General features: G+C 61.9%; 15 protein-coding genes. 7 read left to right on the top strand and 8 right to left on the bottom strand.

From position 1 onward, the window contains the following. Positions 1-38: 38 nt before the first annotated feature. Together ACODR6_RS21085 and ACODR6_RS21090 are read right to left on the bottom strand one after the other, a co-directional pair. Positions 39-800, bottom strand: a complete 762-nt coding sequence (locus tag ACODR6_RS21085) for a GntR family transcriptional regulator (RefSeq protein WP_130277957.1) — start codon at positions 798-800, stop codon at positions 39-41. After that, on the bottom strand, positions 797-1,681 hold the full coding sequence (locus ACODR6_RS21090) for a glucosamine kinase nucleotide-binding domain-containing protein (RefSeq protein WP_489024248.1): 885 nt from the start codon (positions 1,679-1,681) through the stop codon (positions 797-799). The genes ACODR6_RS21085 and ACODR6_RS21090 overlap by 4 nt, the downstream gene beginning before the upstream one ends. A 531-nt stretch (positions 1,682-2,212) precedes the next feature. Between ACODR6_RS21090 and ACODR6_RS21095 the strand changes: the two genes are divergently transcribed. The 5 genes from ACODR6_RS21095 to ACODR6_RS21115 all read left to right on the top strand — a co-directional run bounded on the left by ACODR6_RS21095 (position 2,213) and on the right by ACODR6_RS21115 (position 7,590). Continuing rightward, a complete protein-coding gene (locus tag ACODR6_RS21095; RefSeq protein WP_489024250.1) occupies positions 2,213-3,472 on the top strand; it encodes an ABC transporter substrate-binding protein in 1,260 nt (419 codons plus the stop codon). Positions 3,473-3,718: 246 nt separating this feature from the next. Continuing rightward, positions 3,719-4,663, top strand: a complete 945-nt coding sequence (locus tag ACODR6_RS21100; protein WP_112715566.1) for a carbohydrate ABC transporter permease — start codon at positions 3,719-3,721, stop codon at positions 4,661-4,663. 10 nt (positions 4,664-4,673) lie between these two features. Beyond that, the gene (locus ACODR6_RS21105; RefSeq protein ID WP_112715564.1) at positions 4,674-5,516 is read left to right on the top strand and encodes a carbohydrate ABC transporter permease; all 843 of its coding nucleotides are present in this window, start codon (positions 4,674-4,676) and stop codon (positions 5,514-5,516) included. Further along, positions 5,513-6,577 (top strand): Gfo/Idh/MocA family protein, encoded by a 1,065-nt coding sequence (locus ACODR6_RS21110; RefSeq protein ID WP_489024253.1) that lies wholly within the window; start codon positions 5,513-5,515, stop codon positions 6,575-6,577. Before ACODR6_RS21105 ends, ACODR6_RS21110 begins: the two co-directional genes overlap by 4 nt. Before the next feature lie 11 nt (positions 6,578-6,588). Continuing rightward, a complete protein-coding gene (locus tag ACODR6_RS21115; protein ID WP_489024255.1) occupies positions 6,589-7,590 on the top strand; it encodes an ABC transporter ATP-binding protein in 1,002 nt (333 codons plus the stop codon). Positions 7,591-7,799: 209 nt separating this feature from the next. On the opposite strand, the gene ACODR6_RS21120 is transcribed toward ACODR6_RS21115, so the two are convergent. The 6 genes from ACODR6_RS21120 to ACODR6_RS21145 all read right to left on the bottom strand — a co-directional run bounded on the left by ACODR6_RS21120 (position 7,800) and on the right by ACODR6_RS21145 (position 14,425). Continuing rightward, on the bottom strand, positions 7,800-9,143 hold the full coding sequence (locus ACODR6_RS21120; RefSeq protein ID WP_489024257.1) for an MFS transporter: 1,344 nt from the start codon (positions 9,141-9,143) through the stop codon (positions 7,800-7,802). A 290-nt stretch (positions 9,144-9,433) separates the two neighbouring features. After that, positions 9,434-10,495 carry an ABC transporter ATP-binding protein gene (locus tag ACODR6_RS21125; RefSeq protein ID WP_489024259.1) on the bottom strand — a complete coding sequence of 354 codons (1,062 nt, stop codon included), beginning with the start codon at positions 10,493-10,495 and terminating at the stop codon, positions 9,434-9,436. A 12-nt stretch (positions 10,496-10,507) separates the two neighbouring features. After that, the gene (locus ACODR6_RS21130; protein WP_112715556.1) at positions 10,508-11,296 is read right to left on the bottom strand and encodes an ABC transporter permease; all 789 of its coding nucleotides are present in this window, start codon (positions 11,294-11,296) and stop codon (positions 10,508-10,510) included. Beyond that, on the bottom strand, positions 11,293-12,186 hold the full coding sequence (locus tag ACODR6_RS21135; protein ID WP_112715554.1) for an ABC transporter permease: 894 nt from the start codon (positions 12,184-12,186) through the stop codon (positions 11,293-11,295). Before ACODR6_RS21135 ends, ACODR6_RS21130 begins: the two co-directional genes overlap by 4 nt. Positions 12,187-12,258: 72 nt before the next feature. Next, a complete protein-coding gene (locus tag ACODR6_RS21140; RefSeq protein ID WP_025555490.1) occupies positions 12,259-13,362 on the bottom strand; it encodes an ABC transporter substrate-binding protein in 1,104 nt (367 codons plus the stop codon). Positions 13,363-13,552: 190 nt separating this feature from the next. Further along, positions 13,553-14,425, bottom strand: a complete 873-nt coding sequence (locus tag ACODR6_RS21145) for a MurR/RpiR family transcriptional regulator (protein WP_025555491.1) — start codon at positions 14,423-14,425, stop codon at positions 13,553-13,555. Between the two features lie 215 nt (positions 14,426-14,640). On the opposite strand from ACODR6_RS21145, the gene ACODR6_RS21150 reads away from it, so the two are divergent. After that, positions 14,641-15,408 (top strand): N-formylglutamate amidohydrolase, encoded by a 768-nt coding sequence (locus ACODR6_RS21150; protein ID WP_489024262.1) that lies wholly within the window; start codon positions 14,641-14,643, stop codon positions 15,406-15,408. Positions 15,409-15,529: 121 nt separating this feature from the next. Then, positions 15,530-17,077, top strand: coding sequence for an amino acid permease (locus tag ACODR6_RS21155; protein WP_489024264.1), 1,548 nt, complete (start codon positions 15,530-15,532; stop codon positions 17,075-17,077). The last annotated feature ends 32 nt before the right edge of the window (positions 17,078-17,109 follow it).

Here is a 17,109-nt window from a genome sequence, read left to right on the forward strand (position 1 = left end):
GCGTCGGGCGAGCGGCTCTTCAATGCGATCGGCGCTAACTAGGTGCCGATCGTCAGTTCGGCGACGAAATCATAGGCGTCGCCGCGGTAGAGGGAGCGGGTGAATTCGACGGCGCGGCCGGAGGCGAGGTAGGAGATGCGTTCGATCGACAGGCCGGCGGCGCCGACGGGGACGCCGAGGAGGTGGGCGTCGGCTTCCTTCATGTTGGTGGCGGAGATGCGCTGGACGGCGCGGGTCGGGCGGACCTGGCGGCGTTCGAGCTCGGCATAGAGCGAGGTGGTGACGACGGACGGGTCGGGCAGGAATTCGCCGGAGACGCTGGCGTTTTCGATGGCGAGCGGCTGGTCGTCGGCGATGCGAAGTCGCGAGAGGCGCGAAACCTTGATGTCGGTGCCGAGGCCGAGGATCATCATTTCGTCGGGTGAGGGCGTGTGGATGCCCTTGTGCAGCCACTCGGAGCGCGAGGTCATGCCGCGCCGGGCCATGTCTTCGGTGAAGGATGTCAGCTGCGACAGGCGCTGCTCGACCTTGGAGACCGGCTTGGCGACGAAGGTGCCGGAGCCATGGCGGCGCACCAGCAAGCCATCGGCGACGAGATCGTCGATCGCCTTGCGGACGGTGACGCGGCTGACGGCGGCGAATTCGGCGATATCGCGCTCCGGGGGTAGGGCGTCGCCATGGCCGAGCGTGCCCTTGCGCACGGCTTCTTCCAGCGTGCGGCGGAGCTTGACGTAGAGCGGGCCGGTGCCGCCGGCCTGGACGCGTTCTGGCGAGAGGATGGTGGAGAGATCTTCGGTCATGCCGCACCCCGCGTCTCGACGTTCAGGCGCTTGACGGCCAGTTCGATGGCGCCCTGTAAGACATCGCCCTTCGGTTCGGCGAGCAATGCCAGATGGCGCTCGGCGAGCCAGGGGCGGTAGGCATTGGCGAGGCCGCCGAGCAGGCAGATCGCCGGGCATCCGGGCCAGATCAGTGCGTCGAGATTTTCGCCGATCGCGGCCGCCGCATCACGGACAATGCCGGCGGCCACGTCGTCGCCGTTACCGGCATGTTCGAAGACCGCAGGCGCATAGCGCGCAAAATCCTTGGGTTTCGCGACATGGGCGAATTCGACGAGCTTTTCGGGATCGTTTGCGAACTCGGCCATGACCTTGGCCGTAAGGGCGGAGCCTTTGTGCACCTTGTCATAAGCCAGCAGCGAGCGTTCCAGCAGGTCGCGGCCGAGGCGGGCGCCGCTTGCCTGGTCGCCGACGATGAAGCCCCAGCCGCCGATGCCGCTGACCTTGCCGTTGCGGCGCGCGTTATAGACGGAGCCGGTGCCAAAGGCGCCGATCACGCCATCGGAATCGCCGAGCGCGCCCTGCAGCGCGATCAGCGCGTCAGTGACGACCTTGCCGTCGGCGAAGGGAAGGGCTTTCTCGATGCGGCTGCCGTAGTCACCGACATTGGCGCCTGCGACGCCGACGACGGCGGAGACGCTGGAAACGGTTTCAGGCGCCAGTGCGGCGTCGCGCAGCGCCTCTTTCGCGGAGAGAATGATGTTCTCGAGCGATCCCTCGAGATTGGACAGGATATTGGCGGGGCCAGCGGTGCCGCGGCCCAGAATCTTGCCGGTCCGGTCTGCGACCGCGGCGCGGCAGCTCGATCCGCCACCATCAATGCCGATTGCCAGTTCCGTCATCGGACCCCCGGATAACGCTGTTCCCGTCGTTTTTATTACCATACCAAAAAAATACCATTTACCAAGCAAAATTGGCTCGAAAATTTCATATTTCTATCATGTTGATTTTAAATAATAAAAATTTTTTATGAAAATTCGGACCGCCAAAAGTTAAATTCGGCTGGACAATTGGTATTTTTTTGGACTTAATTCTGAAAAAGGGAACAGCAAACAGGGGCAAATTTACACCGGCACGAAAATCAGCGGCCGCGACGCTCCTGAAGACGATTGTATCAGGCTTGGGATCGCCTATCGGGCAATCCGCCGCCCCGCAGTCATCAGCTCTTCCCCATGAGAATACCGCGCCCCGCTTTGCGTATTGGGAGGGTGCAGTCCGGCCGGAGGCCTTGCGCCTTTTTCGCCGGTTCGAGCTTAAGGGACCGCCAACCCTGGCGATCCTCGAAAGGGGGCGTTGGGTGTTTCCTCAGACACGCCGATTGCTTGTTTCAGAACCAAAGAGGCGCCGGATGGCGCTTAAAACAGGAGAGGGAAATGAAAAACACTGCTCTGAAAAGCCTGCTGCTGGCTTCGAGCCTGCTGACGTCCGCCGGTTTCGCCTATGGCGCCGATGTGACGCTGACGGTCGAAAGCTGGCGTAACGACGACCTGCAGATCTGGCAGGAAAAGATCATCCCGGCATTCGAAGCCAAGAACCCGGGCATCAAGATCGTCTTCGCTCCGACCGCTCCGACTGAGTACAATGCTTCGCTGAACGCCAAGCTCGACGCCGGTTCCGCAGGCGACATCATCACCTGCCGTCCGTTCGACGCTTCGCTCGAGCTATTCAACAAGAAGCAGCTGGCCGACCTGACGAGCCTCCCGGGCATGGAAAACTTCACGCCGGTTGCCAAGGCTGCCTGGTCGACCGACGACGGCAAGTCCACCTTCTGCGTACCGATGGCCTCCGTTATCCACGGCTTCATCTACAACAAGGATGCCTTCGACAAGCTCGGCATCGCTGTTCCGAAGACGGAAGACGAGTTCTTCGCCGCTCTCGACAAGATCAAGGCTGACGGCACGTATATCCCGCTCGCCATGGGCACGAAGGACCTCTGGGAAGCCGCAACCATGGGCTACCAGAACATCGGTCCGAACTACTGGAAGGGTGAAGACGGCCGCGCCGCTCTGATCTCCGGCAAGCAGAAGCTGACGGATGCCGACTGGGTCAAGCCCTACGAAGAGCTTGCCAAGTGGAAGCCTTACCTCGGCGACGGTTTCGAAGCCCAGACCTACTCGGACAGCCAGAACCTCTTCACGCTCGGCCGTGCAGCAATCTACCCAGCCGGTTCGTGGGAAATCGCGCTGTTCAACAGCCAGGCTCAGTTCAAGATGGGCGCATTCCCGCCGCCGGTTCCGAAGGCTGGCGACCAGGGCTACATCTCCGACCATCCGGATATCGGTGTCGGCCTGAATGCCAAGAGCGCGCATGCCGAAGAAGCCAAGAAGTTCCTGTCGTGGGTCGCTTCCAGCGAATTCGCCGACATCTACGCGAACTCGCTGCCGGGCTTCTTCAGCCTGAACTCCAACCCGGTCAAGATGAGCGATCCGCTGGCTCAGGAATTCGTTTCCTGGCGTGGCCCGTACAAGTCGACCGTCCGCTCGACCTACCAGATCCTGTCGCGCGGCACCCCGAACCTCGAAAACGAGACCTGGGTTGAATCGGCCAACGTCATCAACGGCACCGACACGCCTGCCGTTGCCGGCGAGAAGCTCCAGAAGGGCCTCGACAGCTGGTACAAGCCGGGCAAGTAACGCGAAAACCCCTCCCCAACCCCTCCCCACAAGGGGGAGGGGCTTTTGCCGCAGCGTGCCTGCGGCAAACGGCAGGGAGGGAAGCATGCCGCGAGTTGTCTTCCCCCTTGTGGGGAAGATGGCCGGCAGGCCAGAAGGGGTCTTTCGTCATGCCCACGGCATGACGCATCAGAGGGCACCTGACCGTCCCCGAGATTCATCTGCGCTGCGCTTCGACGTCAGCCAATAGCAATAAGGCGAGGGCCAATGAGCGAAGCCGCAAACCCCGACATCACTCCGATCAAGCGCCCCGTGCGCTGGCATATCGGCGTCTTTCTCTTTCCGGCATTCGTCGTCTATTCGGCGATCATGATCCTGCCGCTGATCGAAACGCTCAGGCTTTCGTTCTACAATCTGGTCGATGGGCAATCGACCTTTGTCGGGCTGGCGAATTACAAGGTGCTGTTCGGAGACGCGCGCTGGGCGCACGACTTCTGGAACGCCCTGGTCAACAACCTGATTTTCTTCGTTATTCACATGTGCGTGCAGAACCCGATCGGCATTGCGCTGGCGGCTCTCCTGTCGACGCCGCGGCTGCGTTTCGTCGCCTTCTACCGCACCGCCATGTTCCTGCCGACGCTGCTCTCCTTCGTCATCGTCGGCTTCATCTGGAAGCTGATCCTGTCGCCGATCTGGGGCGTTGCGCCCTGGCTGATGGGCCTTGTCGGCATGAAGGGGCTGTTTGCGCCCTGGCTCGGCCAGTCCGGCCCGGCGCTGATCGCCGTCTCGCTGATTTCCAACTGGCAGTATATCGGCATCCCGATGATGCTGATCTATGCGGCGCTGCTTTCGATCCCGGAAGAAGTGATCGAGGCTGCCGAATGCGACGGCATTACCGGCTGGGCGCAGTTCTGGAAGATCAAGCTGCCGCTGATCCTGCCGGCGATCGGCATCATCTCGATCCTCACCTTCGTCGGCAATTTCAACGCCTTCGACCTTGTCTACACCGTGCAGGGCGCGCTGGCCGGCCCCGATATGTCGACCGACATTCTGGGCACGCTGCTCTATCGCACCTTCTTCGGTTTCCAGCTGCAGCTCGGCGACCGGTCGATGGGCGCGACGATCGCCACCGTGATGTTCGTCATCATCCTTGCCGGCGTTTCCTTCTATCTCTTCGCCATCCAGCGCCGTATGCGCCGGTACCAGTTCTGAGGAGCGCGACATGTCCAACAAAGCCCGCACTTCTCCCATCCGCACCGGTCTCGTGCATCTGGCGCTCATCGGCTACACGCTGATCGCGATCTTCCCGGTGTTCCTGACGATCATCAACTCGTTCAAGGACCGCAACGCGATCTTCCGCTCGCCGCTGCAGGTGCCGACGCCGTCGACCTTCAGCCTTGTCGGCTACCAGACGGTTCTGGGGCAGGGGGACTTCGCGCTCTATTTCCAGAACAGCTTCATCGTCACCATCGTGTCGATCTTCCTGGTGCTGCTGTTCGGCGCCATGGCGGCCTTCGCGCTCTCCGAATACCGCTTCAAGGGCAATACGCTCGTCGGTCTCTACATGGCGATCGGCATCATGATCCCGATCCGTCTCGGCACGGTCGCGATCCTGCAGGGCATGGTGGCTGCCGGTCTCGTCAACACGCTGACGGCGCTGATCCTCGTCTATACGGCGCAGGGCATACCGCTGGCGATCTTCATTCTCTCGGAATTCATGCGCACGGTCTCCGACGACCTGAAGAATGCCGGGCGTATCGATGGCCTCTCCGAATATGCGATCTTCTTCCGCCTCGTGCTGCCGCTGGTGCGTCCGGCCATGGCGACGGTCGCCGTCTTTACGATGATCCCGATCTGGAACGATCTCTGGTTCCCGCTGATCCTGGCGCCGGCCGAAGCGACGAAGACCGTGACGCTCGGAAGCCAGATCTTCATCGGTCAGTTCGTGACCAACTGGAACGCGGTTCTGGCGGCACTGTCGCTGGCGATCCTGCCGATCCTCGTTCTCTACGTCATCTTCTCGCGGCAGCTGATCCGCGGCATCACCTCTGGAGCAGTGAAATGAGCAGTTCTCAGAAGCCCGTCCGCGTCCTCGTCGCCGGTCTCGGCAATATGGGCCGCAGCCACGCGCTCGCCTATCACAACAATCCGGGCTACGAGATCGTCGGTCTCGTCAATCGCTCGACGCCGAAGCTCGATCCGGCGCTCGCAGGCTACAAGATCCATCCGGATTTCTATGCCGCTCTTGCCGAGCTGAAGCCGGACCTCTGCGCCGTCTGCACCTATTCGGACAGCCATGCCGACTACGCCGTTGCCGCCTTCGAGGCTGGCTGCGACGTCTTCGTCGAGAAACCGCTGGCAACGACGGTCGCCGATGCCGAGCGGGTCGTTGCGGCTGCGAAGAAGGCCGGGCGCAAGCTCGTCATCGGCTATATCCTTCGCCACCACCCGTCCTGGATCAAGCTGATCGAGGAAGCCCGCAAGCTCGGCGGCCCCTATGTGTTCCGCATGAACCTCAATCAGCAGTCCAGCGGCCCGACCTGGGAAACGCACAAGTCGCTGATGCAGACGACGCCGCCGATCGTCGATTGCGGCGTTCACTATGTCGACGTCATGTGCCAGATCACCGATGCGAAGCCGGTGGAAGTGCGCGGCATGGGCCTGCGTCTCTCCAACGAGATCGCGCCTGACATGTACAATTACGGCCACCTGCAGGTGATCTTCGAAGACGGTTCTTGCGGCTGGTACGAGGCCGGCTGGGGACCGATGATTTCGGAGACCGCCTTCTTCGTGAAGGATGTGATGTCGCCGAACGGGGCGGTGTCGATCGTCATGGATCCGAACGCCAAGTCCGACGATATCGACACGCATACCAAGACCTCGGTCATCCGCCTGCATAGCGCCGAGACCGGTCCCGATGGCAAGTTCATCAAGCCGGATCAGGATATGACGATGGCGGGCGAGCCCGGCCATCAGGAGCTCTGCGACCGCGAGCAGGCCTTCATGCTGAAGGCTATCCGCGAGGATATGGACCTCACCCGCCACATGGGCGACGCCGTGGCGTCGCTGCGCATCTGCCTGGCCGCCGACGAGAGCGCGCGCACCGGCAAGCCCGTCAAGCTGTAAGGAATTCGACTTTGGGATCGCTTCAACTCAAATCCATCCGCAAGACCTACGGCACTCATGAGGTGCTGAAGGGCATCGACCTTGAGGTCAATGACGGCGAATTCGTCATTTTCGTCGGCCCGTCGGGCTGCGGCAAGTCCACCCTTCTGCGCAGCATTGCCGGTCTCGAGGATGTGACCTCGGGCACCGTGATGATCAACGGCCGCGACGAGACGCTGACGCCGCCCGCCAAGCGCGGCATCGCCATGGTGTTCCAATCCTACGCGCTCTATCCGCACCTGACCGTGAAGGACAATATGGGCCTCGGCCTGAAGCAGGCCGGTACGCCGAAGGACGAGATCGAGAAGCGCGTCACCGGCGCTTCGAACATGCTGTCGCTCGCGCCCTATCTCGCCCGCCGTCCGGCCGAGCTTTCGGGCGGCCAGCGTCAGCGCGTCGCGATCGGCCGCGCGATCGTTCGCGAGCCGGAACTCTTCCTGTTCGACGAGCCGCTGTCGAACCTCGATGCTGCCTTGCGCGTCCAGACCCGTCTGGAGATCGCCAAGCTGCACCGCCAGCTGAAGGCGACGATGATCTACGTCACCCACGACCAGGTCGAGGCGATGACGCTTGCCGACAAGATCGTCGTGCTGAACGCCGGGGCGATCGAGCAGGTCGGTTCGCCGATGGAGCTCTATAACCGCCCAGCCAATACCTTCGTCGCCGGCTTCATCGGCTCGCCGATGATGAACTTCATCGCCGCCGACAAGCTCGGCGACGGCCAGGCGAAGACCGTCGGCATCCGCCCGGAACACCTGACCCTGTCGCGCGACAGCGGCACCTGGAAGGCGAAGATCGTCCATGTCGAGCATCTCGGCGCCGACACCATCGTCTATCTGGAATCCGACCAGTGCGGCCTGCTGACGGCGCGCCTCTTCGGCGAGCACAAGTATGAGCCGGATGAGGCGGTGTTCGCGACGCCTGACAAGGCGCATATGCACCGGTTCGATGGGAATGATCAGGCTATCAGGTAGGATTGATGGGGCGGGGGCGTTGGCGCTAGTGGCCCCCTCATCCGGCCCTTCGGGCCACCTTCTCCCCAGGGGAGAAGGGATGACTGCAGCACCCGCTGGCGCTGACTTCTCCTCTCCCCCACGGGGAGAGGGTAGGGTGAGGGGGCTCCGGACCGCAGCACTCACAAATAAAGGGCGGCGTTGCCAAGGCAACGCCGCCCTTTCTCGTATCAGGCCTTCTGCGCCAGCCTGTCCGTCAGTTCCTCGATCCCGACTTCCGCCTCGACGCTGTCGCCCTTCGCCATCAGGTAGAGACCAAGCACGAAGGCCAGTGCTGCGATGAACAGCAGGTAGTAGGCATGCGCCATCGGGTTGACCGGCAGAAGCGAGGCGACGGCGAGCGGGGTGAGGCCGCCGAAGATGGCGTAGGAGACGTTGTAGGAGAAGGACAGGCCCGTGAAGCGGACACGGGCCGGGAAGGCGCGGACCATCACATAGGGCACGCCGCCGACCATGCCGACGGCAAGGCCCATGATCGCGTAGAGCACGAAGAGCACCGTCAGCGAGACGGCCGCATAGGTGTAGAAGGCGAAGGTCGCGGCGGCGAAGAAGATGCTGGAGAAGACGAAGAATTTGCCCGAGCCGGTGCGGTCGATGATGGCGCCTGCCGCCGCCGTGCCGAAGATCAGGAACAGCGTGCCGAAGCTGGTGGCGGCGAGCGACTGCTGGGCGGTGTAGCCGTAGAGCTTCTGCAGGAAGGTTGCGGTCATCAGTGTGGTGACGACGATCCCGGCCGACAGGATCCAGGTGAGCAGCATCGAGATGATGACGCCGCGCGGGTAATCGCGCAGCACCGCCTTCAGCGGCAGTTCATGGGTCAGCGACCGGCTCTCCTTCATCTCGGCGAAGATCGGCGTTTCCTGCAGCCAGCGGCGCAGATAGACGGCGATGAGGCCGAAGATGCCGCCGAGGAAGAAGGGGATGCGCCAGGCATAGGCGGCGACATCCTCGGGCGTAAAGACCGAATTGATGATCGTCGCGATGAACGAGCCGAGCAGAATGCCGAGCGTCAGGCCGGAGCAGAGGAAGCCGCAGGCGAAACCGACGCGGCGGAAGGGAACGTGTTCGGCCACGAAGGTCCAGGCGCCCGGTACTTCGCCGCCGATCGCCGCACCCTGCAGGATGCGCATCAGGATCAGCAGAACCGGCGCGGCAATGCCGATCGAGGCATAGGTCGGCATCGCGGCCATGCCGAGCGTCGAAAGCGCCATCAGCAGGATCGAGAAAGCGAAGACTCGCTTGCGGCCGAACTTGTCGCCGAAATGGGCCAGCACGATGCCACCGATCGGGCGCACCAGATAGCCGGCGGCGAAGATGCCGAAGGTCTGGATCAGCTTCAGCCAGTCGGGCATGTCAGGCGGAAAGAACAGGCCGCCGATAACGGTCGCGAAGAAGACGAAGATGATGAAATCGTAGAATTCCAGCGCGCCGCCCAGGGCCGAAAGACCGAGGGTGCGGAAATCCTGGGAGGTGAGGCGGCGCGGGGCCGCCGGCGATGCCGTGGTGGGGGACATGATGCTGCGCTTCTTTATGGACCGGTAATATGTCGGTCCTTGCGCCATCGGGGCGGGTATTTCAAGGGCAGTGGGGGTGTTTATCGGCCTTGGCCGCGATTGCTGCGGCGCGTGGCCCCCTCATCTCCGGTGCAACGAGTTGCACCTGAAACCTTCGGGCACCTTCTCCCCGGAGGGGAGAAGGGGAGCGTGCCGCAGCGCCGATTTTTCCTCTCCCCAGCGGGGAGAGGGTTAGGGTGAGGGGGCTCCGGGCCGCAGCTTCTGCCTTGGTCCGTTCGCCAAGTCTCTTCTCAATCCCGGATCACCAGCAGATCGGCCGCCATGAAGCGCAGCGTTACCGTTTCGCCAGCCTGCGGCGGGGCGACGCCCGGGTTGTTGAACATGTCGAAGGAAATGACGTTGCCGCCGACATTCATGCGGGTGCGGATGACCGAACCGAGGAAGTGGGCGGAGACGACCTGGCCGGTCAGTGCCGTATCGCTCTTGACGCCTTCGGCGAGCGAACCGGCTTCCGGGCGCAGCGCCAGCTGCACGGTGTCGCCGGCCTTGTAGGTCTGGACCGACTGCTTCAGCGTGACGCCCTGATCGCCGATCTGGATGCGGTTGGCGGCGGGGTCGACGACCTTGGCTTCGATCAGGTTCAGCGTGCCGACGAAGGAGGCGACGAAGCGGGTGGCGGGCGTGTTGTAGATCTCGAAGGGCGTGCCGATCTGGTCGGCCTTGCCCGAGTTCATGACGACGATGCGGTCTGAGATCGACAGCGCTTCTTCCTGGTCATGGGTGACGAAGATCGTGGTGATGCCGAGCTGGCGCTGGATCGCCCGGATTTCTTCGCGCAGCGACACGCGGATCTTGGCGTCGAGCGCCGAGAGCGGCTCGTCGAGCAGCAGGACCTGCGGCTTGACGGCGAGAGCACGGGCGAGCGCCACGCGCTGCTGCTGGCCGCCGGACATCTGGTAGGGGAAACGGTCGGCGAGGTGGCCGAGATGGATCAGCGCCAGCATTTCCTTCACGCGGGCGTCGATCTCGGCCCTCGGCTTGCCGGCGACCTTCATGCCGAAGGCGACGTTGTCGTGCACCGTCATGTTCGGGAACAGCGCGTAGGCCTGGAAGACCATGCCGATATTGCGCTGGTTCGGCTTCAGCGAGGTCTGGTCCTTGCCGTTGATCGTCAGCGCGCCGCCGGTCGGCGTTTCGAAGCCGGCGATCATGCGCAGGATCGTGGTCTTGCCACAGCCCGATGGACCGAGGAAGGAGACGAATTCTCCCTTCTCGATATTCATGTTGAAGTTCTTGACGACCTGGACCTGGCCGAAGGACTTCTGAATGTTGGTCAGCGTGAGAAATGACATGAGACGGATACCTTAAGCCTTGGCCGGACGGGCCTTGCCGAAGCGGGAGACGAGATTGAGCAAGCCCATGCTGAGCCAGGTGATGGAGAAGGCGATCACGGCGAGTGCCGAGGGTTCATAGGCCTTGTTGGCGCCGACGAGCTGCAGATACGGGCCGAAGGCCGGCCGGTTGAGCAGGGCTGCGAAGGTGAACTCGCCCATGACGATCGCGAGCGTGATGAAGGCGCCGGAGAGGACGCCGCTCATGACGTTCGGGAAGATGCACTTGAACATGATCGTCGGCCACTTGGCGCCGAGGCTTTCGGCGGCTTCCGTCAGGGTCCGCACGTCGATGGCGCGCATCGCGGTATCGACCGAGCGGTACATGTAGGGCAGCGACAGGGTAATGTAGGAGAAGACCAAGAGCACGTTGGTGCCCATGGTCGAGCCCGTCATCGGCAGGATCGACGACGAGTTATACATGCGCAGATAGCCGAAGACGATGACGATTGCCGGGATGACCAGCGGCAGCAGCGTGATGAACTCGACGACCTGGCGCATCTGCGGCAGGCGCAGGCGCACCCAATAGGCGGTCGGCACGACGAGCAGCATGCCGAAGATGATGGTCATCAGGGCCATCAGCATCGAATAGCCGAAGGTCTGCTGGAACTGCGCGTCGGAGAAGACCGACTTGTAGGCATCGAAGCTGTAGCCGTCGCGGCGCATGCGCAGCGAGAATTCGAGCGTGCCGAGAAGCGGGACGATGAAATAGGTCGCGCCGATGATGATCGCGATCCAGGCGCCGATACGTTGTCCCTTCATTTCTGCCACCGTTCAGCGCGCATGCGCAGCATGAGGTAAAGGACGTTCGATACGCCGGTGATGACGATCATGCCGAGCGCGATCGCATAGCCGAGGTTGGCATTGTGCAGAACGTCGCCACGGATCTGCGCATAGAGCAGGATCGGTACGATGTTCAGCGACGAACCGGTCAGCGCGTAGGCGGTTGCGATGGCGCCGAAGGCGTTCGCAAAGAGCAGCAGCGTCGTGCCGAGCAGGCTCGGCCAGAGGATCGGCAGGGCGACCATCGTCCAGTACTGGCGGTTGCTGGCGCCGAGGATTTCGGCAGCCTCGCGCCATTCCTTCTTCATGCCGTCGAGGGCAGGCGTCAGGATCAGCACCATCAGCGGGATCTGGAAATACATGTAGGTGATGGTCAGGCCGAAGAAGGACAGCAGGTTGAAGCCGGTGCCGTAGAGATTGAAGCCGAACCAGTCACGCAGGAAAATGGTGACGAGGCCGGTGCGGCCGAGCGTCGCCAGGAACGAGAAGGCGAGCGGGATACCGGCGAAATTGGATGCGACGCCCGAGAAGGTCAGCAGCGTGCCGCGCACCGAGGCGGGCAGGCCGCCGAGCACCACGGCCCAGGCGAGGAAGAAGCCGATGAGCGCACCGCCGAGAGCCGAGGCAACCGAGACGCGGATACTGATCCAGTATGCGCTCAGGATGGATGGCGTGAAGAGATCGGCGATGTTCTTCAGCGTGAATTGACCGTCCGGCGTGAAGAACGCGCCGATGACCAGATAGAGCGTCGGGATGATCAGAAACAGCAGGGCGAAGATGATGAATGGGGCGATGCCGAGCCAATCCACCACGCGATCGCGGTTGATGAATGGGGCACTGCTTGCCGCAGGCGCAGTCACGGTGCTCATGGATGCTCATCCGGGGACGTCGAGGGGAAAAAGAACCTCCCCGCCGTGGGCGGGGAGGCATGGCAGCAGATATTACTGAACGTTGGCGCCGACGACGCTATCCCACTTGCCGGTGATAGCAGCCTTGCCCTTGTCCTGCTCGTCGAGCGTCGGGAAGACGGCCTTTGCATAGCCTTCAGCCGGCGGCAGCTTGTCGAGCAGTTCCTTCGGAACCTTGCCCTTCTGGGCGAGGTCGTTGAAGCGGATCGGGTGGCAATAGCCCTTCAGCCAGCCGAGCTGACCTTCGTCCGAATAGAGGTATTCCATCCAGAGCTTCGCAGCGTTCGGGTGCGGAGCGAAAGCGGAGATCGCCTGGACGTAAACGCCAGCGACAACGCCCGAGGTCGGAACGACGACTTCAACCGGCGGGTTGCCGTTCAGGCTGTCGCGCCAGGAGAGACCGTTGTAGTCCCAGGCGACGACGATCGGGGTCGAGCCCTGAGCGAGCGAAGCGGACTTGCCGATAACCGGAACGAGGTTGCCGGCCTTGTTGAGCTCTGCGAAGTAGGAAAGACCTGCTTCACCAGCCTTCGTTGCGTCCTTTTCGCCGGCAGCAAGGCCAGCAGCGTAAACAGCCTGGACAGCCTGGTTCGAAGCGCGCGGGTCACCAGCGAGCGAGATCGAGTTGGCGTATTCCGGCTTCTTCAGGTCGGCCCAATCCTTCGGGACGTTCTTGACGATGTCGGTGTTTACGACGAACGAGAGAACGCCGTAGTAATCGCCGTACCAGTAGCCGTCAGCGTCCTTTGCAGAGTCCGGAATGGAATCCCAGGTGGAGACCTTGTACGGCTGGATCAGGCCTTCAGCCTTGGCCGACGGGCCGAAGGAGAGACCGACGTCGATGACGTCAGGAGCCTGCGGGCCGGTGTTGCCCTTGTTGGCCTTGATTGCTTCGATTTCGTCGCCCGAACCTGCATCCGGGTTCAGTTCGTTGACTTCGATGCCGTACTTGGCCTTGAAGCCTGCGATGACGTCGCCGTAACCGCACCAGTTGTGCGGCAGAGCGATGGTCGTCAGCGTGCCTTCCTTCTTGGCGGCAGCGATCAGGTCGGCGCTCGGCTCAGCTGCAGCAATTGCAGTCGAAGCAACGACGATCGCAGTAGAAAGCGAAAGCAGTCGAGAAATGTTAGAGATCACTGTTGTTCTCCTTCGGTTTTCAGTGGTCTGGCGAAGCTGTTACTGACCTTGCATGAAGCTTGTATGACAGTCGCGTGACGTTAATTTTTCTTTTGATTGCAGGCGGTTGCCGGTGCTGTTCCGTTTGCGACACGCCGCTCTATTTTGTCTGCGCCTTCATTGATTTTATTTAATCTTGCCCCTTTCCCTCTTACCCAAGTTTGCGGAAGAGCCTGGTCTGTTCGAACAGACCCTCCAGCGTTTTCATGCGCTCCTTCGTTTCGTCCCATGTCGAGCTCTGGACCGCTTCGATCAGCGCCTCGACAATGAAGAGAGTGACGACGGATGAATCCCAGGCCGACGGCGCCTCGATCTGGACGCGAAAGGCGTGCCTGGCGAGCTTGGCGGCGGGCGATCCCCACTGGTCGGTGAAGACGATGATCTCGGCGCCGCGCTTGCGCGCTGCCTGTGCCAGGCTCACCATCTCCTGCTCGTAGCGGCGGATGTCGAAGATGATCAGCAGGTCGCCGGCGTTCATATTGAGAACGTATTGCGGCCAGCTCGACGAATTGGAGGAGAGCAGGGCGGTGTTCGGCCGGATGACCTGCATATGGGTGAAGAAATACTCGGCGAGCGCGCCGGTGATGCGGCCGCCGACGAAATAGAGGCCGCGCTTGCGGTCCGACAGCAGCGAGGCGACGCTATCGAAGGTCGCGGTGTCGAGATCGCCGAGCGTCTGGCGCAGATTGCCGATGATGGCATCGGCGAAACGATTGAGAATGTGGGTGCCCGGCGCATTCGAGGCCCAGCGGTCATGCTTGGCGATCGGATTGGAGATCGTCGCCTCGACTTCCTGATGCAGGTGCGCCTGGAAATCCGGGTATCCCTTGAAGCCGAGCTTCTGGACCATGCGCACGACCGTGGGCGTGGAAACGCCGGCATTTTCGGCAATGGTCGTGATGCTGCCCAGTCCTGAGACCGGGTAGTTGTCCAGCAGACTTTCGGCCAATTGCTTCTCGGCGCGCGTCAGCACGTCGAAATGCGAATGGATTACGTCCGAGACCGTCTTCGACGCGGCGTTCACTCGATCTTGCTCCCCGGGAATGGCTTGTTTTGATCCCGACGCTTTCCCTTTGCGTCAGGTGCCACTTTCCCACTCAAAGTTAACAACGCTGTCACAATCCATGTCAACCATTGTCATGAAAAGAAATTTTCAGAGCGCGCTTGACAGTGTGGAAAAGCTGAAGAATTCTTTTCTTATTAATTTTTTATAAAGCCATCTGGCGAGGCGCAGCCCACGTGCTCAACGAGTTCAAGGTCCTAAGCGAAGCAGAAGGAAGTTGCGCCGGCATCGAGCGGCGCGGCGGCAAGAGCCTGGTGCTTGTCATCTGCGAACACGCGTCGCGGACCCTGCCGGAAGCCTTCGGCGATCTCGGCCTTTCGAAGGATGCACTGGAAAGCCACATCGCCTGGGATCCAGGCGCTCTGGCGGTGGCGCGCGGGATTTCGACAGCGCTGGATGCGACGCTCGTCTACCAGCGTTTTTCTCGTCTGATCTACGATTGCAACCGGCCACCGGAAGCGCCGGGCGCAATGCCGGAGAAGAGCGAGATCTACGCCATTCCCGGCAACCAGGGACTCACTTCCGAAGCGCGGCAGGCGCGCACCGAAGCGCTGTACATTCCCTTTCACAATGCCGTGCGCGAGCTGATTGCGGAGCGCAAGGCGAGGGGACAGGAGAGTGTGGTTGTCACAATCCACAGCTTTACGCCTGTCTTCAACGGCAAGCCGCGTGCAGTCGAGCTCGGTATCCTGCACGATGCCGACAGCCGCCTCGCGGACAAGATGCTGACGGCCGCGGCCGATGCGCCGCTCTACAAGACAGAACGCAATGAACCCTACGGCCCTGCAGACGGCGTGACGCATACGCTCATCCTGCACGGGGTTTCCAACGGGTTCCGCAATGTAATGATCGAGGTCCGCAACGACCTTATCAATGACGATGCCGGTCAAGGGGTCATGGCCGACTATCTCACAGGGCTTCTCCAGCAGTGTCTGGAAGGCTGACTATAAAAAGAAAACGGCCCCAGGGAGCAGCTTAGCTGCGGACGTCCGATGGCAAATGCCACGGACAATTTGGCACAGGATCGACCGCAATCCCGCGGCCGATCGCTAACAGGGGGAAGTCATGTCTGACTATACCGATCTGGATAAAAAGCAGGATATGAGCGTCCTGCATTCCATGGGCTATGCCCAGGAACTTGAACGGCGGATGAGCTCGTTCTCGAACTTCGCAGTGTCATTCTCGATTATTTGCATTCTCTCCGGCGGCATCAACTCGCTGGCTCAGGCCACCGCAGGCGCAGGTGGCGCGGCAATCGGCATCGGCTGGCCGATCGGCTGCTTCGTATCGCTCGTCTTCGCCGTGGCGATGGCGCAGATCAGCTCTGCCTATCCGACGGCCGGCGGCCTCTATCACTGGGGTTCGATCCTCGGCAACCGTTTCACCGGATGGCTGACTGCATGGTTCAACCTGCTTGGTCTGGTCACCGTTCTCGGCGCCATCAACGTCGGCACCTACTACTTCTTCATGGGTTCCTTCGGCACCAGCTATTTCGGCCTGACGGATACGACTGCGGTCCGCATCGTCTTCCTCATCGTCATCACCGGCGCACAGGCGCTCGTGAACCACATGGGCATCGGCCTGACGGCAAAGCTCACGGACTTCTCGGGCTACCTGATCTTCGCAACGGCCATCGTGCTTTCGGCCGTTTGCCTGTTTGCCGCGCCGTCCTACGAGATCGGCCGCCTCTTCACCTTCGCCAACTATTCCGGCGAAGCGGGTGGCAACGTCTGGCCGGCGACATCGGGCGCCTGGGTGTTCCTGCTTGGTCTGCTGCTGCCGATCTACACGATCACCGGCTATGACGCTTCGGCCCATACGTCGGAAGAAACCGTCAAGGCGGCCCACTCGGTTCCGCGCGGCATGGTTTCGTCGGTCCTGTGGTCGGCGCTGTTCGGCTACATCATGCTGTGCTCCTTCGTCCTCATGCTGCCGAACATGGACGATGCTGCAAAGCAGGGCTGGAACGTGTTCTTCTGGGCGATGGACGCGCAGGTCAATCCTGTCGTCAAGGACATCCTCTATTTCGCAATCCTCGTCAGCCAGTGGCTGTGCGGCCTTGCGACGGTGACATCCGTTTCGCGCATGATCTTCGCCTTCTCGCGTGACGGCGGCCTTCCGGCTTCCAAGGCGCTCGCCAAGGTCAGCCCGAAATACCGCACGCCGGTTGCCGCGATCTGGACGGGCTCGATCCTATCGGTGCTGTTCGTCTGGGGCTCGTCGCTGGTTTCGATCGGTGACACGCCGGTTTATACCATCGTCGTCTCGTGCACGGTCATCTTCCTGTTCTTCTCCTTCGCGATCCCGATCACGCTCGGTCTCTTCGCCTGGGGTACGTCGAAGTGGGACAAGATGGGTCCGTGGAACCTCGGCGAAGGCGTCTTCAAGCTCTTTGCGGTCCTCACCGTTCTCGCCATGATCCTGATCTTCATCCTCGGCGTTCAGCCGCCGAATGGTCCGGCTCTCTATGTGACGGTCGGCTTCCTCGTTCTGACCGGCATCGTCTGGTTCGGCTTCGAGAAGCGCCGCTTCAAGGGCCCGCCGATCGGCGACGAAGTGGCGCGCCGTCAGGCGGAGATCGCCGCTGCCGAAAGGGCTGTGGGCCAGCACTAAGGCTAGAGGCTTCCCTCTCGAATGGCGGGGCC

Source organism: Rhizobium sp. FG96 (genome assembly GCF_057808655.1).

Excerpts from the sequence above, each read along its gene's own strand:
- ACODR6_RS21090 (WP_489024248.1), bottom strand. The coding sequence starts at position 1,681 with ATGACGGAACTGGCAATCGGCATTGATGGTGGCGGATCGAGCTGCCGC.
- ACODR6_RS21135 (WP_112715554.1), bottom strand. The coding sequence starts at position 12,186 with ATGAGCACCGTGACTGCGCCTGCGGCAAGCAGTGCCCCATTCATCAAC.
- ACODR6_RS21125 (WP_489024259.1), bottom strand. The coding sequence starts at position 10,495 with ATGTCATTTCTCACGCTGACCAACATTCAGAAGTCCTTCGGCCAGGTC.
- ACODR6_RS21095 (WP_489024250.1), top strand. The coding sequence starts at position 2,213 with ATGAAAAACACTGCTCTGAAAAGCCTGCTGCTGGCTTCGAGCCTGCTG.
- ACODR6_RS21130 (WP_112715556.1), bottom strand. The coding sequence starts at position 11,296 with ATGAAGGGACAACGTATCGGCGCCTGGATCGCGATCATCATCGGCGCG.
- ACODR6_RS21155 (WP_489024264.1), top strand. The coding sequence starts at position 15,530 with ATGTCTGACTATACCGATCTGGATAAAAAGCAGGATATGAGCGTCCTG.
- ACODR6_RS21085 (WP_130277957.1), bottom strand. The coding sequence starts at position 800 with ATGACCGAAGATCTCTCCACCATCCTCTCGCCAGAACGCGTCCAGGCC.
- ACODR6_RS21120 (WP_489024257.1), bottom strand. The coding sequence starts at position 9,143 with ATGTCCCCCACCACGGCATCGCCGGCGGCCCCGCGCCGCCTCACCTCC.
- ACODR6_RS21105 (WP_112715564.1), top strand. The coding sequence starts at position 4,674 with ATGTCCAACAAAGCCCGCACTTCTCCCATCCGCACCGGTCTCGTGCAT.
- ACODR6_RS21110 (WP_489024253.1), top strand. The coding sequence starts at position 5,513 with ATGAGCAGTTCTCAGAAGCCCGTCCGCGTCCTCGTCGCCGGTCTCGGC.
- ACODR6_RS21100 (WP_112715566.1), top strand. The coding sequence starts at position 3,719 with ATGAGCGAAGCCGCAAACCCCGACATCACTCCGATCAAGCGCCCCGTG.